The organism is Leptolyngbya sp. FACHB-711 (assembly GCF_014695615.1).
In the GTDB taxonomy this organism is placed as follows: domain Bacteria; phylum Cyanobacteriota; class Cyanobacteriia; order Elainellales; family Elainellaceae; genus Leptolyngbya_A.
On the sequence record NZ_JACJOR010000238.1, the window covers coordinates 1 to 21,535 of the forward strand.

Annotated in this window: 14 protein-coding genes and 1 pseudogene; 10 read left to right on the top strand and 5 right to left on the bottom strand. The window is 50.8% G+C overall.

Annotated elements, in window-relative coordinates:
• A partial coding sequence (locus H6F80_RS08995; RefSeq protein WP_190791237.1) for an ATP-binding protein occupies positions 1-3,582 on the bottom strand: 3,582 nt, incomplete at its 3' end.
• Positions 3,583-4,059: 477 nt separating this feature from the next.
• Between H6F80_RS08995 and H6F80_RS09000 the strand changes: the two are divergent.
• Positions 4,060-4,194 (top strand): annotated as a pseudogene (locus H6F80_RS09000) (transposase); the annotation flags it as partial.
• A gap of 466 nt (positions 4,195-4,660) precedes the next feature.
• Here the strand turns inward: H6F80_RS09000 and H6F80_RS09010 are convergent.
• From H6F80_RS09010 to recD2, 3 genes are all read right to left on the bottom strand, one after another.
• Entirely contained in the window at positions 4,661-5,233 is a 573-nt protein-coding gene (locus tag H6F80_RS09010) for a DUF2238 domain-containing protein (RefSeq protein WP_199296456.1), read from the bottom strand.
• Positions 5,234-5,464: 231 nt separating this feature from the next.
• A complete protein-coding gene (locus H6F80_RS09015) occupies positions 5,465-6,259 on the bottom strand; it encodes a CPBP family glutamic-type intramembrane protease (RefSeq protein WP_206755055.1) in 795 nt (264 codons plus the stop codon).
• 158 nt (positions 6,260-6,417) lie between these two features.
• The gene (gene recD2 / locus H6F80_RS09020; protein WP_518523545.1) at positions 6,418-8,694 is read right to left on the bottom strand and encodes an SF1B family DNA helicase RecD2; all 2,277 of its coding nucleotides are present in this window, start codon (positions 8,692-8,694) and stop codon (positions 6,418-6,420) included.
• A 606-nt stretch (positions 8,695-9,300) separates the two neighbouring features.
• On the opposite strand from recD2, the gene H6F80_RS09025 reads away from it, so the two are divergent.
• Entirely contained in the window at positions 9,301-10,554 is a 1,254-nt protein-coding gene (locus tag H6F80_RS09025; RefSeq protein WP_190791241.1) for a DUF3747 domain-containing protein, read from the top strand.
• 819 nt (positions 10,555-11,373) lie between these two features.
• Complete coding sequence (locus H6F80_RS09035) at positions 11,374-12,351, top strand: phosphodiester glycosidase family protein (protein ID WP_347277848.1); 978 nt, start codon at positions 11,374-11,376, stop codon at positions 12,349-12,351.
• Between the two features lie 122 nt (positions 12,352-12,473).
• Here H6F80_RS09035 and H6F80_RS09040 read toward each other — a convergent pair whose 3' ends face one another.
• The gene (locus H6F80_RS09040) at positions 12,474-13,370 is read right to left on the bottom strand and encodes a CoB--CoM heterodisulfide reductase iron-sulfur subunit B family protein (RefSeq protein WP_199296457.1); all 897 of its coding nucleotides are present in this window, start codon (positions 13,368-13,370) and stop codon (positions 12,474-12,476) included.
• A 207-nt stretch (positions 13,371-13,577) separates the two neighbouring features.
• Here H6F80_RS09040 and H6F80_RS09045 point away from each other — a divergent pair, with 207 nt between their 5' ends.
• The 7 genes from H6F80_RS09045 to H6F80_RS09075 all read left to right on the top strand — a co-directional run.
• Positions 13,578-15,749 carry a DNA polymerase III subunit gamma/tau gene (locus H6F80_RS09045; RefSeq protein ID WP_242067246.1) on the top strand — a complete coding sequence of 724 codons (2,172 nt, stop codon included), beginning with the start codon at positions 13,578-13,580 and terminating at the stop codon, positions 15,747-15,749.
• Between the two features lie 54 nt (positions 15,750-15,803).
• Positions 15,804-16,886, top strand: coding sequence for a hypothetical protein (locus tag H6F80_RS09050; RefSeq protein ID WP_199296458.1), 1,083 nt, complete (start codon positions 15,804-15,806; stop codon positions 16,884-16,886).
• Positions 16,887-17,140: 254 nt separating this feature from the next.
• The gene (locus H6F80_RS09055; protein WP_242067247.1) at positions 17,141-17,707 is read left to right on the top strand and encodes a pentapeptide repeat-containing protein; all 567 of its coding nucleotides are present in this window, start codon (positions 17,141-17,143) and stop codon (positions 17,705-17,707) included.
• A gap of 22 nt (positions 17,708-17,729) precedes the next feature.
• Entirely contained in the window at positions 17,730-18,266 is a 537-nt protein-coding gene (locus tag H6F80_RS09060) for a DUF2243 domain-containing protein (RefSeq protein ID WP_190791243.1), read from the top strand.
• Between the two features lie 78 nt (positions 18,267-18,344).
• Positions 18,345-19,532: a class I SAM-dependent rRNA methyltransferase gene (locus H6F80_RS09065; protein WP_190791244.1), complete on the top strand. Its 1,188-nt coding sequence runs from the start codon at positions 18,345-18,347 to the stop codon at positions 19,530-19,532.
• A 464-nt stretch (positions 19,533-19,996) separates the two neighbouring features.
• Complete coding sequence (locus tag H6F80_RS09070) at positions 19,997-20,809, top strand: alpha/beta fold hydrolase (protein ID WP_242067248.1); 813 nt, start codon at positions 19,997-19,999, stop codon at positions 20,807-20,809.
• On the top strand, positions 20,794-21,535 hold a 742-nt coding region (locus H6F80_RS09075), incomplete at its 3' end, for a GAF domain-containing protein (RefSeq protein WP_190791245.1). The genes H6F80_RS09070 and H6F80_RS09075, both read left to right, overlap by 16 nt.

The following is a 21,535-nucleotide window of genomic DNA, read 5'->3' on the forward strand; positions in this document are numbered from 1 at the left end:
TTGATTAGCTTTTACTCTGCCAAGAATTTCTTGCTGTTCGGACTGGAGGGCATCAGAATATACTGCCAGCTTAATTAAAGAATCATAGAAATGGAAGAGAGAAATATGGGGTGTTGCGATAACTGCGTCTAAATAGTCTTCTTCGATTACGGCATTTTCGATCGCTTCTGAGTAATTTTCAAATAAATAACAAAGTAAAAGTTTATTCAAATAGGTGTAAGCAATTGCTGCTCTATCGTTTGCTTGCTCGTGTAGTGGTAGCCCTATTTGTTCATCGTAGGCTTGACCTTGGAGACGGCAAGGATTTTCACTTTGCCCCAGCAGGTTTAAGGTAGCCTGCCAATAGATTTCGTGATAATTGAGTGCTGTTTTTTGCTTGATTTTATCAATTGCATCTCTATTGATTGACATCTCTCTTGCAAGGGCAGTCAATTCTTTGCTGCTGTAGTAAGCAAAATAGGAGTTTACTAATAGACCAAAAGCACCAAATTCCAAATCTCCTGTCTCCATCCCAATAGAATAAGCCGACATCAAAGGCTCTAACGTTTTTCTCAGATGTTCTTTCCAGGGTCGGATAAAGATATTGACAATAACGATCGTTTTAGCTTTAATTTCTTGAGTATTTAATCTTGACAGCAGATCTAAAGCTAATTGACCAAACTGATAGCCCGAGTCAATATCTCCCACAATTCCGCAAAGTAGAAGACCATAATTGGCATAAGCAGTAGGAGAAACGGGAGCATTACCGTGTTGGACTGATAGATCGACTTGTTTGCACACCGCCAATGGTAACAGTGCAGGAGCAGCAATATAGGCGGGAGCAAAGATACTTGCTAAAAGTTTAATGGCTGCTAGTTTGCAGGGATCACTCATTTGAGGCAGATCGACTAAATCCTCAATTCGTCTCCCATTCAAAATCACCGCAGTTTCGGAGAGTGCTTGTCCAATATCAAATGGAACTGGGTTTTCGGGAAAATTCACTCCCAACAGCTTTAAGGCTTGTAGTGCCGTATTAATTGCTTCTAGCAGTTTGTTCTGCAATACATGAGCTTGAATCTGAATCTCATATACTTTCACTTTTTCCAATAAAGTTTTAGCGCAGTTTTGCACAATGTCAACGAATCGCTGTACTGCTTCAAAATCACTGCTTAAATATGCCGACTCTGCTGCTTCAGTGTGCAGTGCTAATGCTAATTCGTACTGATCAGTCCAGCTATCTTCAACTAACAATTCAATCCCTGCTTGCAAATATTCAACAGCTGCAACATAAGCCATTGCTATCTTTGCTTTCTGTCCTGCTATCAAATTAAGCTGAGAAATTCTGTCTCGTTCTACTGGATCGGTAACTAGCTCAATTCCTAAGTTGAGGTGATCAACAATCTCAAATATCTTTTCTGATAACGTCTCTGATGACGTGTTTTGCCAAAGCAAACGCCCAATTTGCAAGTGAGTCGCTTGCTTAAAACTTTGATCAATCAGTGCATACGCGGCTTGTTGCACCCGATCGTGGAGAAATCTAAATTCCAGACTTACTAGATGTGTATCAATCAGGTCTTCAGATGCAAGCGTTAATTCAGAGGTTGGTAATACTAAGCCTTCTTCAATAGCTGGCAAAAGATCTTGATGGGTGTCAACTGGCGATCGCTTATAAATAATTGAAAGCGTCTGCAAGTCAAACGTATTACCCATACAAGCCGCCAACTGCAACACCTGCTGAGTAGATTCAGGTAATTTTCGCAACTTCTGAATCATCAACTCAATAACATTATCAGTAATATCAAGTGCCTCAATTTGGGTAATATTCCATTGCCAGCAAGGTTTATCTGCATTCAATGGAGTTGTGAAAGTTAACAGGCTTTCTTGATATAGCGTCTGGAGAAATTGGTTGACAAAGAAGGGGTTGCCAGATGTCTTGCGGATGACTAATTCGGCCAACGGTTGAACAGAACTTACATTACTGTGCAGCGTGTCAGCAATGAGATGGCTAATATCTGCGAGGGCTAAAGGAGCTAAGGTAATTTCATGAATGACAACGGCTTTAGAGCGTAGTAAATCAAGCGCCATCATCAAGGGATGACTTGGACTGACTTCATTATCTCGGTACGCTCCAATTAAAAACAAATAGCCTGTTTCTGCATCGTCTAGAATCACAGCAAGCAGTTTAAGCGTGGCAGAATCAGCCCATTGCAAATCGTCCAGAAACAGAACTAACGGGTGCTCTGGTGAGCAGAAAACACGGATAAAGTTTTGAAAAACAAGATTAAATCGGTTTTGTGCTTCCGTTGGTGCCAGCTCTACAGCAGCGGGTTGCTTGCCCACAATCAATTCCACGTCTGGAACAACATCAATAATGACTTGCGCATTGTTACCCAGAACATCTAAAAGTTTAGTTCGCCATTGCGCCAGTTGGGTTTCGCTTTCAGTCAGCAGTTGTTTCACTAATAACTGAAAGGCAGTAATAATCGCAGAGTAAGGAACATTGCGTTGAAATTGGTCAAATTTACCGGAGATGAAGTATCCTCTCGCACCAACGATCGGTCTGCGGATTTCGTTCACCAACGATGATTTACCAATGCCAGAGTAACCCTTAACCAGTATGGCTTCCGCTTTGCCAGTACTAACGCGATCGAAAGTGCTCATTAACAAACTCACTTCCCGATCGCGCCCATACAGCTTTTCTGGAATTGAAAATTGGCTAAATAAATCAAACTCTCCCACCTTGAAGTGGGAAATCGCACCAGAGGCTTCCAGCATCTTTAGACAAATCTCTAAGTCAGCCTTCAGCCCGAGTGCACTTTGATAACGGTCTTCTGCTGTTTTGGCGAGTAACTTCATGACAATATCGGACACTGCCTCTGGAATGTCCGAATTGACAAGATAAGGCGGGACTGGCGTTTTAGCAATGTGGCAGTGAATGATCTCTAAGGCATCGGTTGCTGGAAACGGCAACTGTCCAGTCAGCATTTCATAGAAAGTAACGCCTAGAGAATAAAAATCGGTGCGGTAGTCGATCGATCGGTTCATTCTCCCAGTCTGTTCTGGAGACATATAGGAGAGCGTTCCTTCGAGAACGTTGACGTGGTTAATCGTTGATTTTTCTCTTGTTAAATGTGTAGCAATACCAAAATCAATCAGCCTAACTGCACCTGTTGTTGTGTTAACCAGAATATTGTCAGCTTTAATATCTTTGTGAATAATGTGTTGCTGATGAATCTGTGCCAGAACTGAGGATAAGTGAATTATAATCTGTAAAGAAATATCTAAGTTGAGTTGTCGTGTGGCGATCGCTCTAGCTAACGACTCACCATCAAAATCAGCCAGAATCAGGGCTAGCCCGTTACCATTATTTTCTAACGCTAAAGGCTTAACAATTCCTTCAGGTTCTAGGTCTTGCAGAATCTGGTATTCATGTCTTAATCGAGTCAATTGCTCAACTGTTGGATACTCAGCTCTCAGTGTTTTTATAATGACAGAGGTAGGTTCTAGATCGCTCTTAGACACTGTCTTAGCTCGGTAAACGCGGTTAGTGTCTCCTTCATATAGAACTTCGAGCAAGTGGTAGCCAGCGATCGTAGTACTCATCTTCTTCTTTGTACTGATGATATGAGTAGATGATTAGTGCTCGAGTTTTATCTGTACCCAACGCAGCAAAGGTAGTTTGATTAGCCTTTAGACGCAATGAAATCAGTTGCAGAGCGGTCATTTCTATTCCTACGATAGATGGCATACCTTGGAGCTGTAGTGGGAGCAATAATACTTTACTTGTTAATCCTTAATACAGAGTTATGCCCTGAAGATAATAGGGTGAGAAGGCTATACGTTGGTATGCCTTAAACAAGTGTGAGATAGGTGGTGAGGGCATTCCAAGGAGACTGTAAATTAGAGTGGGTCAAAGGTCGGAAATGAGATCTACTGGATTACTGAAACTGAGACATAAGACTTCGCATCCCAGAGCAATTGACGAGGAATTGGGAAGAAACTGTCAGATTTAGGTACCCAAATCTGGGTTGTGCGCTAAACAAGTGTGGATAGATAGAATAAAAGCAATGCCGTGATAGTGTGTCTGCTATACGCTGTCCCTTCTGCGACCATAGCAAAATCTATCAACACGGTCGGACTCGTAAGGGTGCCCAACGCTTCAAATGCCCAACCTGCCAACAAACGTTTACGGAAACGTTCGACACGCTTTATTACCTATAAGTGGATTATTCAGGAAGAACTGCGTCGCTACCACGGCACGGGCTGGTCGGGAACGCTTTGCTTGCTGCCGTTTGTGCTGGGGATGGCAGTGCCTCAACTCTTGCGAATGTTTGACCCCAATGTGTCGGGCGAGTTTGGCTGGTTTTCGCTGCTGGGCATTGCGTGGATCTATATTGTGCAGTTTCGCCTCTACCACACCGTGAACCGGATTTATCAGGATGCAGGCATGAAGAAACCGCTCGCCGTCTGGTGGATTGCAATTCCCGGACTGAATCTGGTGGTTGGCTTGCGGCAAATTCACCTTCTCAGCGAGTTTTGGGCACAGCAGCAGGGTGTGGAAGGGAATGACCCGATCGCCAAATTCTTCCCGTTTTTATCTCAGCTCTAACATCGCAGGTTGAATGGATAGCTTGAATCAGCATCGCTCCGCCCTACAGGGGTTCCCTTTTCTAACCGATGCCTAACTCTTTACCGATCGTCGGCTGATGCGTTCTCGCAGTGCCCAAAGACTAATCATTGCTGCAAACCCTGCGCCTAAACTATCCATAATTAAATCTGTGACCGTATCGTTCACGTCGCCAATCACTTCAGTATTAAAAATAAATCCGGCTGACCATTCCATAATTTCCCAGATCGCACCGATCGCAATTCCAAAACTGGCAACGGTCAACACATAAAGCCAGGGATGTTGGCGAAACACGGACAGCATCGATCGATACACCAAAAACCCCAGTGCCAGCGTAATCGCAAAGGTAGTGAAGGCATGGGTAATTTCATCATAGGGTCCAGGCTGATAAAACAATCGCCACACCCAACCGCCTGCATTCAACAGGGCAGCAATCACAAACAGGAAATCAAACAGGGTCGGCAGCTTATCATCGGTGAGAATAAACACCAGAGCCGCAATCCAGAATCCTGCCAGCGCGATCGCATTGTTCCACTGCCCCTGAGCGATCGCCGCAATAATTGCAATGAACAGCACAAGCTCTCCAAGCCACGCTGCAATTCGATATCCTCGCCAGTTTGTTCTCATCATTTTACTGAACACTGCTTAATCAAGATAGCGATCGTCTGCATGATATCAATTCCTGGCCGCTCAACGATCCATAAACTCTGCTGAAAGGGTGGTTTGTGAAAGCGGTTTGCAATTTAACAGCTCAGACGACAGATTGCGTGTGGGCTCGGTATCTTGCCTGCCCAATTTGGGCAAGACGACCATTCCACAAGCCAGCTGAGAAGATTGCCCATGGCGTAAAGCCGATTTCTACAGGAACAGAGGCGCAATTCCGTGTAGAACGATATCTGCAACAAAGTGAGACAGCATCGCCGCCTCTAATCCAAACGTGAAGTAGAGATAGCCAAACCCAATCCCGGCTAATCCATTCAGCAAGATGGCTCGTGTAATCACTAGCGGCGTAAGCGGCAAAATCGCGGCGGTTGCGGGCAGGTGTCCTAAGCCAAACAGAATGGCTGCACTGATCGTCGCAATCCACAAAATCGATCGCGTCGGATGACCATTGGCACGATGAGCAATAAACTTGCCAATGAACGCAATCAACGAAAGAACAAACAGCCGCAGATAAATTTCTTCGTTAATGCCGCCGTAGAACGATGCAAGAAACCCTTGCCATACAGGAGGCTGAATCGCCGCTGCAACAGGACTGCTTGCCTGCCCCAATTGCTGAGCTAAAGCAGGCGCAAACACAAACGCATCAAGTCCCAACACCGCCAGCGATGCCACAATGCCCCAACCGATCGCCGGAAGCACAAACGCTTTGACCCGCTCACTCACTGACTCTCTTTCTGATTCTCCTTGAAGCAGAGCGCGTAAGATGGGTGTCCCTAGCCCTATGCGATTGGCAAAGAATAAGCCTGCGGCGATCGTAATTGCCAGCACGATCGCGGATTGTCCGATTTGTAGCGCAACGACAACAGGCAGCGAAAACGGAAGTTGAATCGTTGCCAAATTAGCAGATTGAAGGGTCAGTGCATAGGGAATTAGAGCGATCGAGCCCAGAATTCCGGCAAGCCAGAGCGTCAGAAAAATCCGTCGGTTCAAGGGTTTCGATTTTGATGGAACAGTTGCAACCATTGCAATAAATCTTCTCTAGCGCGATAGATTCTGTCAAGATTCTGCTCTATTCAAGCTTCGGCAAAGCCGCCTCCACCCAAAACGTAATCTTGCTCAAATTTCCCCTCATTTTCCCACTTCCCCACCTACGTCTGCAATCGTTCCGTCAGCAGCGTATATCGTTCTCGATCTTTTACTTGCCGCACCGCATAGCCGATCGCCTTTTGAGGTCCAACAAAGATCGCCAGTTTCCGAGCGCGGGTGAGTCCGGTGTAGATCAAGTTGCGCGACAGCAAGAGATAGTGCTGCATATACACGGGCAGGATCACGACCGGATATTCGCTGCCCTGAGATTTGTGGATACTGATGGCAAAGGCGAGAGCAATTTCATTCAAATCTGCGTAATCATAGCTGACGAGCCGATCGCCAAACAAAACCGTCACTTCCTGCTGATCGGTATCGATCGCCTCAATCACGCCCAAGTCCCCGTTAAACACTTCCCGGTTGTAGTCGTTGACCTGCTGAATAATGCGATCGCCGACTCGAAGCGTTGTGCCGCCGCGCGTGAGTTCTGCTTTGCCGAGTCCGGGCGGGTTGATGAGCTGCTGCAAGACCTGATTCAGGTTGCGAGTTCCCACTTCGCCGCGAGTCATCGGGCTAAGGATCTGCACCTCTTTGGGCTCAAAGCCAAGCGGGGGAATCAGGTGGGTAATCAAATCGCGGATTGCCTGCACCCCGTCTGGCGGTTCAGGTGCGTTGAGCGAAAGACAGTCCGATCGCGGCTGATTGGAAACTCGCTCGACTTGCGGCATCTGTCCCTGGTTGATGCGGTGGGCGTTCATCACAATCTGGCTGGTTTGCGCCTGCCGGAACACCTGAGTCAGTCGCACTACGGGAATTTCGCCAGAATGAATCAGATCGGACAGCACATTGCCTGCACCCACGCTGGGCAACTGATCAATATCGCCCACCAGCAACACCTGCGCCTCTGGGTCGATCGCCTTCATCAGCGAATTCGCCAGAAAGATATCGAGCATCGACGCTTCATCCACCACGATCGCCTCTGCCGGAATCGGGTTATCGCGATCGCGCTTGAAGCCCATTGTTGATGGGTCAAACTCCAGCAAACGGTGAATCGTTTTGGCTTCCTGTCCGGTCATTTCGCTCAGGCGTTGGGCGGCGCGTCCGGTGGGAGATGCTAAGGCGATCGATTTTCCCATTGCTTTCCAGAGGGCGACGATCGTGCGCGTGCAAAAGGTCTTTCCGGTTCCGGGTCCGCCTGTGAGAATCAGAACGCGCTGCTGGGCTGCCATCTCGACTGCCTGACGCTGCTGCTCTGAGAGCTGAAGCCCGTTTTTTTCGGTAAAGCGATCGATCCAACGCTGCACACGCGGCAGGTCTACCTGAACCGGCTCGATCAGCAGTCGCCGCGATCGCTCCGCTAAGCCAAACTCAGCGCCGTAAAAGGTGGGCAAATAGCACAAATACCCCCGGTCTAAACTGTCTTGAATCACCAGTTCGCCGTCCTGTGCCAACTGCGCGACCAGGGGCGCGATTTCTTCGGGAACAGGCTGGTGGTCAGCAATTGCCAATCGCTTTACCGTGCGATCGACCAATTCATCCTGCGGCAAAAAACAGTGACCCTCGTCCGCCGCTTCCCGCAAAACGTGCAAAATGCCACTGCGATAGCGATACGTGGAACCTGGAGGAATGCCCAGATTGCGGGCGATCGTGTCTGCCGTGACAAAGCCAATACCGTAAATGTCGCTGGCAAGCTGATAGGGGTTTTCTGTCACCACCTCGATCGATCGATCGCCGTACTGCTTAAAGATCTTCACTGCGTAGGTCGTCGAAACGCCGTGCCCCTGCAGGAACAGCATCACTTCTTTAATCGACTTTTGCTCGACCCAGGCTGCCTGGATGAGTTTGACCCGCTTCAGTGCAATTCCCGGCACTTCCACCAAGCGATCGATCTGATGTTCGATAATTTCCAGCGTCTCCAAGCCAAAGTGAGCCACGATCCGCTTTGCCGTCACGGGTCCAACGCCCTTGATCAGCCCACTTCCCAAATACTTCTCGATTCCCGTTAGCGTTGCAGGCTTGGTTTCTCGATACTGCATCACCTGAAACTGCTGCCCGAACTTCGGATGATCGCGCCAAATGCCTTGAAGCTGAAGCGTCTGCCCCGCCTGAATATTGGCAAAGCTGCCGACGATCGTAATCAGCTCACTGGTGCGGGGAACCTTCATTCGCGCCACGGTATAGCCCGTCTCCTCGGAGTGAAAGGTCAGCCGCTCCACCACGCCCTGCAACGCTTCTGTGGGCGCACGATACGAACCCGCTTCGTCTTTTGCTTTAGCGGCTGAAGGATTCCCGGCTGAAGTGTTCCCGGTGGAATGATAGGAGGTCTGAGGATCAGTCACAGTGTCTTATCGCGTCTTGATCAAGTCATGTCCCTTCTCTATCCTGCCACTGATTTTTAGAGGCGATCGAGATTGGGGAATCAAGAAGACGGTTCGGTTCAGATTCGGTTCAGAATCCAGTTCACAATCCAGTTCACAATCAATTCCTTTGGAACATTTTCGATCGCAAGAAGGTCAAGGCAAGCGGATGAGGACGAACGCGGTTAAATTTTCTGCTAATCTCCATCATCAGCTTGATTTCTTCTCAATGAGTTACTGATCCATCATTCGATCGCAAAAGCATTAGGAAACAAACCAAATCTTTCTGCGTCTTCGACTGATTTAACAGAAATTCAGATTTCCCTCCAGGCTATAGTTCATCTCATTTTCGATACAGAATTAGGGAACTTTTGATTTGATTTCCGTCTTTGATTTTGTGAGCTGAATTTACCGCTAAAGCGATCGTCTTTTGATTCCTTAGCTAGTTTGTTGAAATCGGAAGAATGTAGAAAAGGGCTGATTCAAACTGCAATTTTTTTAGTTCCAGACGGTCCTTTTATTCCAATCCTTTTTGCTATCGCAATTGTCATCATCGGTCTTTCATTCATTCGTCTTCGAGGTGTTCCTATGAAGTCTACTTTTCGTCGCCTTGCTGCCGTTGCCGCTGTCACCACCACTGCTGTTGCAAGTGCATTAACCGCCATTCCTTCGATCGCCGGACAGTTTGGGCAAAAAGAAGTGGATCAAAGTAAGTTTGTTGCGGTTGCAGCTCCGCTTCAGGGCGGCAGTAACCACCAGCTTTTGGTACTGGAACAGGTTTCTAGTGCGCGTCCTTGCTGGAGCGAATCGGGAGCAGCTCCGGTGGTCGTTGATCCGCTGCTGGTTCAGTTTGACTTCACAGGAATTTGCGGACGCAGCACCGACAGCAACGGCTACTCGATTCGAGTGAATGGCGAAGACCTGGGCTTGCAGTACAGCCTGCGCGTCGTGAAAAAAGATAACGATATGCTGCTGGTTGGTGCGTCGCGCGATCGTTCTAAGCCAATGCTGCTGCTGGGGCAAACTGACGGCGTCACCAATAACTTTGCCAAAATCAACCTGAATTCGGGCTGGCGGTTCACCAAGCGGATGTATGGCGAAAGCGTGCTGGGCCACGTTTATCTTACTTATGAAGGTGCAGCCGTGCCGACGATCGGGGCAGTTGGCGGCGGTACAGGAGCGGCTCCGGTGGTCACGCCTCCGAATCCGGGCACGGGTCAACCGACTTCTCGCTTCCGCGATACCGTGGGCGACATTTATCTGGCAGAGATCGATCGCGCCGTTCAGGTCGGCTTTATCTCTGGCTTTGAAGACAGCACCTTCCGCCCGCAGGCGGAGTTGACTCGTGAGCAGTTGGTTTCAATGGTGTTGGGGGCGATCGATAGCCTACCTAACGTGAATCTGAACGTTCCGGCTCAGGCAGGCGGCAACCCTTATTCCGATGTGGAAGCGTCGCGCTGGAGCGCAGCCCGGATTCAGTTTGCGAAGCAAAACAACCTGATCAGCGGCTACGAAGACGGCACATTCCGACCGGCTCAGCCTGTGACTCGTGCAGAGCTAATGGCAGTTCTGCGTCGGGCAGGTGAATATGCTAAGTCGCTTCAAGGTCAGCAGCCTCAGCTTCAGGGCAACCGTCCCGCGACTGCCTTCTCCGATACCAACGGTCACTGGGCAAACGGACTGATCAGCCAGATGTCCTCAGTGTGTAATGTAGCTTCTCCAGTGAATGAGCGCGGCACTGCCTTCTCGCCCAATAGCGCAGCTCAGCGAAACTATGCGGCGGCGGCAACCCTGCGAATGCTCAACTGTGTTAACCCTCAGCAAACTGCTGCTCAGCCGTAGCAAAACTTTTGCAGGCATCGGGAAACAGGGTTTTCTGGAAACGCTTGAGGTAAATACTTGACGCTGTCTACGGGTGGGTCTTTCGAGGCTCACCTGTTTTTTTGTATTGGAGAGGTTTTGTGCTGAAGTTGAGGTTGCAGACCGTAGTAAGGGGGCTGACGCATTCTTACAAGCTGCTATGTCTTCCGAGATATTTTACGAGACATAGAACCTATCCTTAATAGCGTCTCTGATTCGTTCCCAGAACAGCACAAAAATCTGTGCTCACTTATCAAACAAACGCTTTGTTTATATCATTACCTTTGCATCAATTTATGAAAGCTCAGCCTTGCGTATGTCTTGTCTGAGGAATTGTAAATAATTGTACGAAAGAATATCAAGGGATATTACAAGTCATGGACTTTCTCCCTGCTGCTGGCTAGTATTAATACATAGATAAATAAAGCCGTCAGCGAGAAACTCAGTATAAATACGCTGGCATTTAATAAATCAAACCCAGGCTGCTATAGTCTGGGTTTATTTTTGTTTCTTGTCTGAGTAATTTATCGCGTCATGTCTCAAACGATCGATTTTTCGTCGGGTTAGGCATCTTATCGACTCAATCTAAGTTGGGCAGGGCGTTCTCTAAGCAGCGATTTGAGAAGTCTTTGAGATGCTCCCTCAATGCTCCATAACTGGGGACTTCAAGGGGGGACTTTAACTGAGGACTTGGAAATTGCCTTCACCCTTCCTTTTAAGAAGATTGTCTTGAAGAAAAAATTTGAGGCAGAATACGGCAGGGAAGAAAAACTCGACAACTCAAATCCCTGAGGAGCAACAGTGAAACGTTGGTGGCTTGTTGGACTACTGCTTGTGGGGCTGGAAGTGCTGCTGTTTCAGGTAACGCATCGGGCCCAAACGCCCCCGCGCTCAGCCTCTACTGCTCAAATGCCTGCTTTTTCCGTTAATCCATCGGGCGATCCGTCGGGCAACCCATCTGTTGGTGAGATGGCTTCTCCTACTCCTAATCCAGCAGAGACAGTTCGCTATGAAACTTATACGCTGCCCCAAGCAACGGCTCATGTGCTGACGATTCCGAGCGGAAGTGGAGCGATCGTCCGAGTGGGGGTTGCGTCGGGCGCAGATTCCCTCGAAAACTTTGTCAAGTCTAGTGGGGCGATTGGGGCAATCAACGGTGGATATTTTGACCCGGAAAATTTGCTCTCCACTTCCTATGTAGTGCAGCAGGGGCAGCTTGTTGCCGATCCAAAACTGAACGATCGCCTGATGCAAAACCCGAATCTGGCTCCCTATATGGACAAGATTTTGAATCGATCGGAGTTTCGCCGCTATCAGTGTGAGGACGGAGTGCGCTATGCAATCACGCCGCAAAATGAAGCCACCCCTGCTGGATGCCAGCTTATCGATGGGCTGGGGGCAGGTCCGCAGCTTTTGCCCGCGCTCACCCTGGAACAAGAAGGCTTTCTGGCAGTGGAAAACGGGACAGTGATTCGAGACGCGATCGGCTACAGTCAGCCCAATGCGCGATCGGCGATCGGACTCACCGAGCAGGGAGACGTGGTGCTGGTCATGGTGGCAAAGCAGCCCAATAATCCCTCAAACTCTGGCATTTCCCTGCCTGCACTGGCGGAGTTTATGAAAACCCTGGGCGTGACACAGGCATTGAACCTGGACGGAGGCGGATCGTCTTCTCTGTACTATGACGGCAAAACGATCTTAGGTTCTGTGGATAACGCAGGAAACCCAGTGGGTCGATCGGTCAAGTCCGTGCTGCTGGTTGTGCCACCGACTCCTTAGAGGTGTTTGTTGAAAGGGTATTTGGGGAGTGTGAGAGGGACTACACTACCCCCTAAATCCCCCAAAAATGGCGGACTTTGAATTCCAGAAGTAAGTCATGGGATCTGTACTTCCGGCAGTGATTACAGCCCCAGCTTTTCCAGCACCGGACGAGTCGAAACCACATGGCGTTCTAAGCCGAGCCGCTTGGGTTCGATGCCAACCGCTAAGCCAATGAGCTGCGGCAAGTGCAGCACGGGCAAACCGAGCTTGCGACCGATCGTATCCGCAACTTCGGGCTGACGCGAATCCAGGTTTAGATGGCACAAGGGACAGGGCGTCACCATACAGTCTGCGCCAGAGTCGATCGCGTCCTGGATATGATTTCCTGCCATTTGAAACGCCTGAGACGGAGCATAGCTGGAAAGGGGCCAGCCACAGCACTGGGTTCTGCCCCGATAGAAAATGGGCGTTGCGCCGATCGTCTCGAACACGCGCTCCATCGACTGAGGATTGTAGGGATCGTCGTAAGGCAAATGCTTTTGTGCCCGCAGCAGGTAGCAGCCGTAGAAAGCCGCACACTTCAAGCCGGAGAGCTGGCGCGTCACTTTTTCCGAGAGGGCATCCAGCCCGTAGTCACCCACCAGTGCCCAGAGCAGATGCTTCACTTCAGACGTGCCTTTGTAGGGAGAGCAGCCTTCGTCTTTCAGTAAACCGTTGACCTTATCAAAATAAGCCGTATCCGATTCCTTCGCCTCCTTCAGCCGCTCATCGACGTGACCCAGCACCCCCTGACAGGTACTGCAATGAGTGAGCAAGGGCAGGTTGAGCGATTCGGCGAGGGCAATATTGCGGGCGTTGACGGTGTCCTCCATGAGCTGCGAGTCTTCCTTAAACGTCCCAGAGCCACAGCAGGACGCTTTTTTAAGCTCGATCAGCTCGATTCCCAGGGCTTCGGTCAGTGCCCCAGTGGACTGGTAAAGTTCCCGACAGGCGCCCTGTGCCACACATCCCGGAAAATAGGCGTACTTTAAAGTCATGGACAGCAGTATAAATGATCTAACATTTGCTCACTTCCATCATCTCTTTTTTAATGGGCGATCGTCCGAAGTTGACGCACTCCCTTAACATTGGTTGACTGAATCTCACCACAAGATTTCCCGCTCACCCCAAGCCAAACTTGCTAAAATCTTGACTCTCCCAGTCCCTCCCCTACCCATTCACTCATTCCCTCACCCCCCTCCCTCATGGTGACGACCCCGACCCCGCCCCTGCCCTACGAGCCGCTTCATCATAAATATCGTCCTCAAACCTTTGCTGAACTGGTTGGACAGGAGGCGATCGCCACCACATTGACCTATGCCCTGCGTCAGCAAAAAATCGCGCCTGCCTATCTCTTCACCGGAGCCAGGGGAACGGGAAAAACATCGAGTGCCAGGATTCTGGCAAAATCGCTCAACTGTCTGCAAAGCAATGTGCCTACTGAGACACCCTGCGGACGCTGCGAAGTTTGCCGATCGATCGCCAACGGCTCTGCCCTGGACGTGATCGAGATTGACGCCGCCAGCAACACAGGGGTAGATAACATTCGGGAGTTAATCGAACGCGCCCAGTTTGCCCCGGTTCAGTGTCGCTACAAAGTGTACGTGATTGACGAATGCCACATGTTGTCGACGGCATCCTTCAACGCCTTACTAAAGACTTTAGAAGAACCGCCCGATCGCGTTGTATTTGTATTAGCCACCACCGATCCGCAAAGAGTTTTACCGACGATTATTTCACGCTGCCAGCGATTCGATTTTCGGCGGATTGAATTAGGCGCGATGGTGAACCATTTGAGATCGATCGCTGCTAAAGAATCGATTCAAATTAACCCAGAAGCGCTTCAGTTGGTGGCGCAACTTTCCCAGGGCGGGCTGCGTGATGCTGAAAGTTTGCTGGATCAGTTGAGCTTGCTCGAAGGCGAAATTACTGCCGATCGCGTTTGGGATTTGGTGGGTGCGGTTCCAGAACGAGAGCTGCTGGCACTGGTGCAGGCAATGGCGGCAGATGATGGCGTGGGAGTGCTCGATCGGTCGCGGGCATTGCTCGATCGGGGTCGGGAACCGCTGGTGGTGCTGCAAAATCTGACCAGCTTTTATCGGGATATGCTGATTGCTAAAACCAGTCCCGATCGCCATGACTTAGTAGCAATCACGCCGCAGACTTGGGCAGAGCTGTGTGCCTTTGTCCAGCCCCTCGACCTGAGCCTGATTTTATCTGGACAGCAGCATCTCCGCACCTGTGAACCCCAGGTGAAAAACACCACGCAGCCACGCCTGTGGTTGGAAGTAACGCTGCTCGGGCTACTGCCTGCGGCAATGCAAAGCAGGTTTCCCGCTGGGGCGATCGGCAATATTACAGGCAATCTGGGAAGTTCAACGACCGTTCCCAAAATTACGATGCCTCCTCGTCCGGTTGCTCCGCCTGTTCAGCCTGCGTCTGAAGGAGCGCCTCCGCCAGTTCAAAAACCTGCGCCTGAAGCCAGCCCTGCTCAACCTGCGATCGAAGAAACCCGGCAAAACGCGACTCCGACCCGTAACCCTGCGGCAGCCCAAGCCGGAGCAAGCGGCAATGGTAATGGCAACGGCAATGGTAATGGCAACGGCAATGGTCATACGGCGATCGGCTCCAGCAACGGAACGCCCAAACCAGAATCCCCTGATCGGTCGCCTGCTCCCCCGATCGAGCCACAGCAGGACTGGTCTGAACTGTGGGAAAAAGTTCTGGGTCTGGTTCAGCCTTTTTCTACGCAAACCATGCTGCGGCAGCAGTGCCAGCTCATTCACTTCACAGGACAGGAAGCCCGGATTGGGGCACGATCGCAAAATCTGTTCAAGATGGCAAAAGATCGGCTGCCCAACATCGAAGCTGCGTTTGCAAAACTCTATCCACAGCCCATTAAAGTGACGCTGGAAGTGCTGGTGCGCAACGAGATAACGCCTGCGACCAGTGCCCCCATGCCTGCCCCGCCGACCCCCCTGTATCCTCCGGCTCCGCCTGCTGCTCCCCGCCAGGTCAAAGAAGAATCTCCTCCTGCGAAGGCGTTTGAATCAGCGAATGTTCCGCCAACTCAGAGCAGTTCTCCCAACGGAGTTAACCCGTCTCGGCTGCCGGTGCGCCCCTCTGAAACGGCGTTACCTACTGCTTCAGCGATGCCTGCCAGTGATTTTGTTGAACCTGCTGCAAGCTGGACTGCCGAAGATGAAGTTACTCGCGCTGCCAAAAGTTTGGCTCAAATGTTTAATGGTCAAATTGTGTGTTGGGATGATGAAACCGAGGGCGAATCGGTGAATGCCCTACCGGAGGAACCGTTGCCTGGAGGACAGCCTGTTTTAGAAACCCTGGATTCAGACCCGGATGGCGATGTCCCCTTTTAAGCTGGCAAACTTCAGGAATAATCGTGCGCTGAGCGGGGTGAACGGCTGCGCTTATTGCCCAAGACGTATGAAATCCAAGAGATTTCCGTAGATAATCGATCTGCACTGGGTAAAGCAGGCTTTATGAACGGAGACGATCGGCTGAACCTACCATTTGTGAACGATCTGTCTCAGCTTCCCCGAACCTTTGCCGAAACGATCGCTCAAATCGAAAAAGCTGCCCTGCAACGGCTGGCTGAAGAAGCAGATCGAAAAAAGCTCTATTACCATACCGAAACCCACATCAGGAACGTTCAGCGACGATCGCACCAAATTTTTGACGCAATTTACCCGGCTTTAACCCAGGAAGCCGCAGCCAATTCCACACCGATCGATCTGGAGCGAATGCGGCGATTGCTGAATCTGTGTGCGGTGGCGCATGATATGGTGCAGCTCTTTGAACACAATCCTCAAGGCCACATGGCGCGGCGGCGAACGCCCGGGGTCAGCGAAATTGCCACGATCGAGGAGCTTGTCGCCTATATTCATCAGACCAATCAGCAGCTAGAGCAGCAAAATTCCAGCCATGCCAGATTGACCGAGACCGATATTGCCATTATTCGAGAAGCAATCCACGCCACGATCTGCGCTTATGATTCTCAGGAGCAGGCGATTTATCAGCCGTTGCTTTATGACCCCCAGCAGTCTCCGGCCATCGTCACTCGGATTCTTGCCCTGGCAGATATCGGTGCGCTGGGAATGGACGGCATCGAGGTGTATAACCAGGAGGGCAGCCTGCTATTTTTGGAAGAAAATCCTGACGTGATTTCGCTCCTGCAAGACGGCACCCTCTATCAGCTCGAAGAAACCAATCCAGCCTTGGCGCAAAACATTCGGCAACGTTTATTAAGTCGCTGTCGCTTTCAGGTGAATTTTGCAAAAAGTCGGCTGGCGCGTATCGAGCCAGAGCTGCAAGGCTTTCCAGAAGCAGCAATTCCAGTTTTGAGGCATGAAATATTCAAATACCTGACTCCTGAGACCGTTCGGCGCGTTGAAGCCATTACGCCAACTGATAACGGAACTGGCTTGGGAAAGCTGCTTCAGTTTTTTCGATTTGAACAGTATCTCGATCTTGAGATTGAGGAGCTTGAGGTTTAGCAGGAGCTTGAAATTTAGATTGAGTCCGCCGAAACGAAATGGTTTGAGCGAAGAAACGGATAAAGACAAGCTGTACCTCTAGAGGGGCGTTTTGCAAACTGGGTTTCATTACGCTGAACAATACGGCGTAACAATACGGCTGGTTAATTATTCCAGCACAATGCGTCCAACGTAGTAATTCCAGCGCAGTGATTCCAGCCAGTGATTCCAGCGCAGTGATTACACCTGATTCCACCTGATTACACCTTGGCGAGATGGATACGGAGCGATCGGAAATGAATGCAGAAGAACTGATGCGGCGATACGAGGCAGGAGAACGGGACTTTAGCATTGCTGATCTGAGTCAGGCAAGTCTGGAAGGAGTGAACCTCAGCGGTGCAGTGTTGCATGGCGCAATGCTCGATCGGGCAAACCTGCGGGGCGCAAACTTGAGTCAAGCGGTGTTGAGCGGAGCCACGCTAAAAGGAGCGGATCTACGAGAAGCAGACCTGCGAGAAGCGGATCTGAGTGATGCAGTGCTAGATGAGGCACGGCTCACCGGAGCGAATCTGGAAGGGGCGATTCTAGATCAAGCCGACCTCACCAGTGCCAATCTGGAAGGCGCAGATCTGACCGGTGCAGACTTGAGCGAAGCGGAAATGTATGCAGCTGACCTGACGGGAGCAGAGCTAGACTATGCCAACCTGCAGCAGGCAAACCTGACGAAAGCCGAATTGGATAAAACGAATCTGAAAGGCGCAAATCTAGAAGACGCTAACCTGAAGGATGCGATTCTGGATGAGGCGATCGTAGAGGGCACAATTCTCGAAGGCAGGTTGTAGCAAGGGATTTTATGAGGTAGCCATGACCCTTAACCCTCCTTCCGCCTCCTCGGTTCAGCAATCTGCGGCGATCGATCGTTTGGTGGCGCGTCCCCTGATCATTGCCGGAGTTGTGCTGGGCTTGGGCATCGGCGGATTTTTTGACGGCATTATTCTGCATCAGCTTTTGCAGTGGCATCATATGTTTTCCAGCGTGGAAACCGATATGACTGTTGCTGGACTGGAGCTGAATACGCTGGGCGACGGGCTGTTTCACCTGCTCGATTATGGGCTGACGCTAACCGGGATTTATCTGCTGTGGCGTGCCGGACGTGCTGCCGATCGCTTCTGGTCGGGGCGGGTTCTGCTGGGGGCAATGCTGGCAGGCTTTGGACTGTTCAACCTGGTCGAAGGCGTGATTGATCACCATCTGCTGCAAATTCACCATGTGCGGTCGGGTCCGAACGAGCTGCTGTGGGATCTGGGCTTTTTAGCTTCTGGCGTTGTGCTGTTCGCGATCGGCTGGCTGCTGATACGAGCAGGTCAGAAACAGGGGGATCCACAGGCAGAGGTTCGCTAGGCTGGTAAGCCGAATCTTGACCCAGACCTCTGGCTCGATCGTTATAGTGGAAAAGTTGCTCACAGGCAGGGTCAGGCAATGCCTCAGTTTTCGCGGGTTATTTTGCGCCGCTCGAAGGAAGACGCAGTGAAGCGGTTTCATCCCTGGATTTTTTCGGGGGCGATCAAGCAAGCCGAGGCACAGGACGGCGATATCGTTGAAGTGTACAGCGACAGCGGCGAGTATTTGGCAACCGGGCTGTATCACGACAGCAATATTGCCGTTAAAATTCTTGCCTTTCATCCGGTCACTAACCTGGATGAGCTGTTTGCTAATCGCATTCAACAGGCGGTTCAGGTTCGCTCGCAGCTCGGCTTAACCGGGAGCGAAACCACTAACTGTTATCGATTAATTAATGCAGAAGGCGATAATCTACCCGGTCTGATTGTGGACTGGTACAACGGCACAGCGGTGATCCAGGCATACTCGATCGGGATGTATGGGCAGCGTCAGCGTATTCTTGCTGGACTGCAAGCGGTTTATGGAGAAAGCCTGAGAGCCGTTTATGACAAAAGTGCGTCAGTGCTGCCCCGATCGCTTGGCGCAACGCCAGAATATCTGCTGGGCGAAAAAACTGACGAGCCGGTGCGGGAATACGGGCATCACTTTCAGGTGGACTGGGAAACCGGACAAAAAACTGGATTTTTCCTTGACCAGCGCGAGCATCGCCAACTGCTGACCCGCTATGCTTCCGGGAAGCAGGTCTTAAACACCTTTAGCTATTCGGGCGGATTCTCGGTCTACGCGCTGCAAGCCGGAGCCACAACCGTGCATTCTGTTGATAGTTCCACAAAGGCGATCGATCTCACGAAACAGAATGTTGCCCTCAATCCGCTTCAAACGGGCACACCCGAAGGCACACACGAAGCCTTTACCGACGATGTGTTTGTCTTTCTCAAAACCTGCGATCGGCAGTATGACGTGATTGTGCTCGATCCGCCTGCTTTTGCCAAAAACGTGTCTGCTCGACATCAGGCAGTAATGGCATACAAGCGGCTCAATCTGCAAGCATTCAACAGGCTGCGATCGGGCGGGGTGCTGATGACGTTTTCCTGTTCTCAAGTCGTGCAGCGCGATCATTTCCAGGGGGCAGTTCTGGCAGCGGCGATCGAATCAGGCAGGTCAGTGCGAATTTTGCACCATCTGACGCAACCTGCGGATCATCCAGTGAATTTGTTTCACCCGGAGGGGCTGTATCTGAAGGGGTTAGTGTTGTGGGTGGAGTAGGTGTGGGTGGAGTAGGTGAAGAAGGGATGGCTGAGGAGATGAAAGGGTAAAGGAATGGGGCGATCGGGGGGTGCTATTAAGTTTGGTTTGGTTTGGGTTGATTCACGGGGCTGCCTTCTAAGATTGACATAGAAGAGGTTTGAGAAGTCCTGCTCCTGACTGGAACCCCCTCCCTAACCCCACGATTTGGGGGAACCGAGCCGCCTCCTACTCTTAAAGCCCTCCATTTATGGGAGATTTAGGGGGCAATTAGAACCCCCTTATACGCCTCAAACCCCTTCTTAAAACCTCATACCCCCTTCTCATGCCAGTTAAGTACCGAGAAGTGGCATCGCCTCTGCACCCTCGTGCCTTTATTGGGTGAGAAACGCTGTAAATCAGCTGTAAATCAATGGTAATTTTTCAGTGGCGATCGTTCGCTTGTCCTTTTACTCTCTGCCAACGAAATTTATCTGGTGCAGGCGATGGTTATGTTAAGCAGTGTATTGAAGCGAAATAATGTTGAGATGCTGGGGCAGGGAAAGCAAACCATCATTTTTGCTCATGGGTTCGGTTCAGACCAGACCGCGTGGCGGCATCAAGTTGCGGCATTTGAATCGGATTACCGAATTGTATTGTTTGACCATGTGGGAGCAGGAAATTCGGACATGGCTGCCTATAGCCCCCGCCGATATAGTTCGCTTTATAGCTATGCGGAAGATCTGCTAGAGCTGTGTACTGAGTTAAAGCTATCGCAGGTGATTCTTGTGGGGCACTCGGTCAGCGGCATGGTGAGTTTGCTGGCTGCGCTGGTTGATCCGAGTCGCTTTAGCCAGCTCTTTTTTATTGGGGCATCGCCTCGCTATGTGAATGATGCTGCCACTCACTACATCGGCGGGTTTGAGCAGTCTGATCTGGATGCGCTGTACGAAGCAATGTCTTCTAATTACTATGCCTGGGTCAGTGGCTTTGCGCCGATCGCGATGGGCAACCCCGAGCGTCCTGAACTGGCAACCGAGTTTGCCAATACGCTGTCTGCGATTCGTCCTGATATTGCTCAGGCAGTGGCGCGGGTCATTTTTCAGTCTGACCACCGGGCAGAATTGCCCCGGCTGAAAGTGCCGACTACGATTCTACAGTCGAACAATGACATTGCTGTGCCGCGAGTGGTCGGAGAATATTTGGCGCAACATATTCCCCACGCTCGCTTGATCAACATCCATGCTCAGGGACATTTTCCCCATATCAGTGCGCCTGAGGTCGTGACCCAAACTATTTCAGAATGTTTAGCCGCCTGACTCTGCTGCGCGATTACTTGATGGGAAAACGATGGAGCAACCGTTTCCTGAGCCACAAGCATCCTCCAATGCCAGACTGCCATCCAGAGCGACTGCCCAGCTTTGAACCTTTGCTGCTGGCTTTGACGACGGTTTTGCTGGGGCTGCAAGTGTTGAGCGGCTGTGCTCCGGTGCTGTGGCTGGCTCCCGTGATTTTTACCGGGTTTGTGCTGCGTCCTCCGACGCGATCGATCGTCCTGGCAAGTCTCGCGCTGGAAGGAATTTTGCTGCTGCTAAGCTGGGATGAGATGATGACCCGGCAACTGCTGACTGTGGGAATCGCTGGGCTGCTGAGTTCTTTTGTGCGGCGCGCTTTGCTGAAGCGAGAATGGCAAACGGCTACCCGCATCACCCTGGCAAGCCTGATCCAGCAAGAAACCGCCGCCAGTCCAGAGCAGACAATTGCCTTTGCCCTCACCACGCTTAAAACCTTTGCTTGCTCCGATGGGGCGATCGTGCTGCGTCAGCTTGATAATGTGACTGCGGAGGCACTCGTGTCGCTGCCTGACAACGCGCTTCCCGATCGGCTGACCACGCCCGCGCTGTTTGCCGAGGCAATTGCTCAAAATCAATGTATTTATCACACCGACTATCCGGCAACACCGAATGCGGCGGCGGTGCTAGTGGGACAGGGCGTTCAATCAGTTGCAGTGCTGCCTTTATCTGAAGTAGGGCAGGGGCAGGGAC